General features: G+C 40.1%; 3 protein-coding genes and 1 pseudogene. All 4 read right to left on the minus strand.

Features of this window, described 5'->3' with window-relative positions:
• A partial coding sequence (locus L1D50_RS22555) for a GAD-like domain-containing protein (protein ID WP_275660252.1) occupies window positions 1-314 on the minus strand: 314 nt, incomplete at its 3' end.
• Between the two features lie 114 nt (window positions 315-428).
• Complete coding sequence (locus L1D50_RS22560) at window positions 429-1,220, minus strand: PoNe immunity protein domain-containing protein (protein WP_239966891.1); 792 nt, start codon at window positions 1,218-1,220, stop codon at window positions 429-431.
• Between the two features lie 9 nt (window positions 1,221-1,229).
• A complete protein-coding gene (locus L1D50_RS22565; RefSeq protein ID WP_239966892.1) occupies window positions 1,230-1,982 on the minus strand; it encodes a PoNe immunity protein domain-containing protein in 753 nt (250 codons plus the stop codon).
• Between the two features lie 9 nt (window positions 1,983-1,991).
• A pseudogene (locus tag L1D50_RS22570) lies at window positions 1,992-2,639 on the minus strand (hypothetical protein); the annotation flags it as partial.

Consider the following 2,639-nt stretch of genomic DNA (forward strand, 5'->3'; position numbering starts at 1 on the left):
TTTTTACCCCAAATATACATTTTTCCAAACGCATCTATTGCAATGACATAGAAACTATCTACACCGTCATTTTGCATTTTTTCGAATTGAGTTCCTCTTAACCACTCAGTCAAGATATCTTGATAATCTTTTGGATTCACCATCCATAAACGGCCTTTCCCCCAACCACAAAAGCCGTATTCTTTCCAATACTCAAGTAAATTATTAGGTAAAGTACCTTGGTAATATTGGGTTTGCTCATCTGTTGGTTGAATCGCTTCTATCGCTGGGCCAAACCCACCAAAGTGATAAAAATTGTCAAAAAACTTATTCATTATTTGCACCTATGTAGGTGTATATTTAACTTACTCGGACTAAGTATAAATAATGTGTTTTGTGCCTCAATACTCATATCTGAAAGGGCCCCATTAATATTTGTATGTAGGGGGTTATCTGAGTAAATCAACCGGGACATAACCGCTATCTTCTAAAGATTCTCTTGGTATTTCTAGAACATTAGCGACTAAAGCTAATTCAAAGCACCAATAACCAATATAATAATCCGTGTACTCGAATTCGCATTCACAATTGTGATTATCATGCCAGTCCGCCAAGCCCTCTAACTTACTGTACCAATTTTGTGCAAATTGGTTGAGTAAATCAGGCTGTTGTTCACTGGGTACTGTCAAAGCGAGTGAAAGGTTTTGATARATTTCAGGGTAGTAGAGTGTGGGCGAAATAGGTCTATCRKTATCACCAAGTGCAATGGCTATATTATCAAGTAAGGTGTCTTTGCCGCGTTCGCCAATAACGTCTAGCACTTCTTGAATATGAGCTTGAGCGACATCACAGGCTTGTAAGAGTGCCAGCCACCACAAAGTGTAGATATAACGATTGATATTAGGGGAGCCGACAGCATCAATTTGCCCGCCTAGCTTTTCAAAAGCATAGCGATATATTTGATGATTTGCAGGTAACTTATCACAGTAGTGTGTCAGTTGTTTGCGATACGGCAAAATCGCTTCGGTATAGCGCTTAACATCCCCAAGGTGAGCACCGTATGAGTAGTGCGCTACCGCTCGCATAATCGCGAGCTGATATATACGCTGGGCAACATTAACTCGCTCGCTAGGTGTGGTAAAGTTACCTGCATCGAGGGCTTCTTGTGTTTCTTTGATGCCAACTTCAATGTCGACTAAGAATGCTTCGAAATAATCGTTACTTCTCCGTGTATCGCGCACCTTTATCTCCTACTGATTATCTTGCCAATGTACGAGGTCTTTGGGGTAGTATGGGTGGTCAATAAAGCTGCTATCATCAATATTGAATAATTTAACAACRAGCGCAATTTCCCAGCACCAATAGCCAATGTATGCATCTGTATCCATTAAATGATAATCAGGGCTACCCTCCAAGACATACCAAGCCTCTAGATAGGCTTTTGCAAGTGCTGGACGTTGCTCTGGACTTCCTTCAACTACTTTGTACAGCTTACCGAAACGTTTTTTGAACAGAGTATCCGCTGCTATTTCACGATTAGTGTCACCTAGGRTTATAGCAATTTTATCAAATAGTGCGTCTTGACCTTGATTACCGATAAGACTCAGCACTTTTAGGTAGTATTCTTTATCCATATTTAAACAGTAAGCGAAACTCAACCATTTAAGATGATCTTCGAGGTAATCTTCTCTTAKTTCTTCCCAGCCAATTCGYTCTACTTGCTCTTTATCTGGCAARGCGTCAGCATAGTCCTTTTGCCATTGGCGGTAGGTCAACATATTTAATAAAAGTGGCTTAAATTCTGAGAGATCATCGCCGCGAGAGTATTTCTGATGAAGAAGATAYAATGAGTCACTAACTAGCCTAAATGAACCTTTCATTTTGACTTCAGCTTCAAACTGACTATCAGGTTGGACTTTCTGTATTTTTTTTTCGATAACCTTTACTCTAAAGTTAACTCTATCATTGTAATAATCAATATCTCTCAAATTATCTCTTTGCATTTATATGTCCTAAAATCCGGTTGCTTTACCAATATTGTGGGCGTTTTTATCCAGTATATTTACTATTAGATTGCCATCCAATTTATTACGGATAAGCAATTTTATGACTCTGCCATCATTATCTTCAATGGCTTCTAGTATGTCTGCTATCTGTTCCTCGTTCAACCCAGCTTTCCTGAGCCGTTTTTCCGTTAGCCACTGATCACTCAGTTGCTTGCCTGTTTTGGTTTTTCCCAATTTACTTTTATTGTATTTCGCTTCAGTGAAAGCATAATCAGGTGGTGGATTTGGGTGCAAATAAATCCCATCTATACCAGTTTCGCCGGGCTTAAAATTACCGTCGGTTTTACCTAATGGTACAAAGCCTTTTTCCGTCATTAATTGATGGGCATTGTACTCACCCGCAGCCGCTTTTCTATGGTTTAATGATTTATGCTGCGTAAAGTCACTAGGCGCCTTACGTGATGGCGGATTAACTTTGTTAACAGGGGCACCTTTGAGATCGTTTCCTTCTGGAGCTGAAAGCTCCGGCGCTTTAGATTTCTTCGGCACATTGGTAACGCCAACCTGTGGTAACTCCCCTTGATATTCATCCAGTGCTTTATTAACTCGCTGCCCGATTTCTTGGGCGGCTTGTTGCATATGCTGGTCGATTTT

The organism is Pseudoalteromonas sp. Isolate6, from assembly GCF_022398435.1.
Taxonomy (GTDB): Bacteria; Pseudomonadota; Gammaproteobacteria; order Enterobacterales; family Alteromonadaceae; genus Pseudoalteromonas; species Pseudoalteromonas galatheae.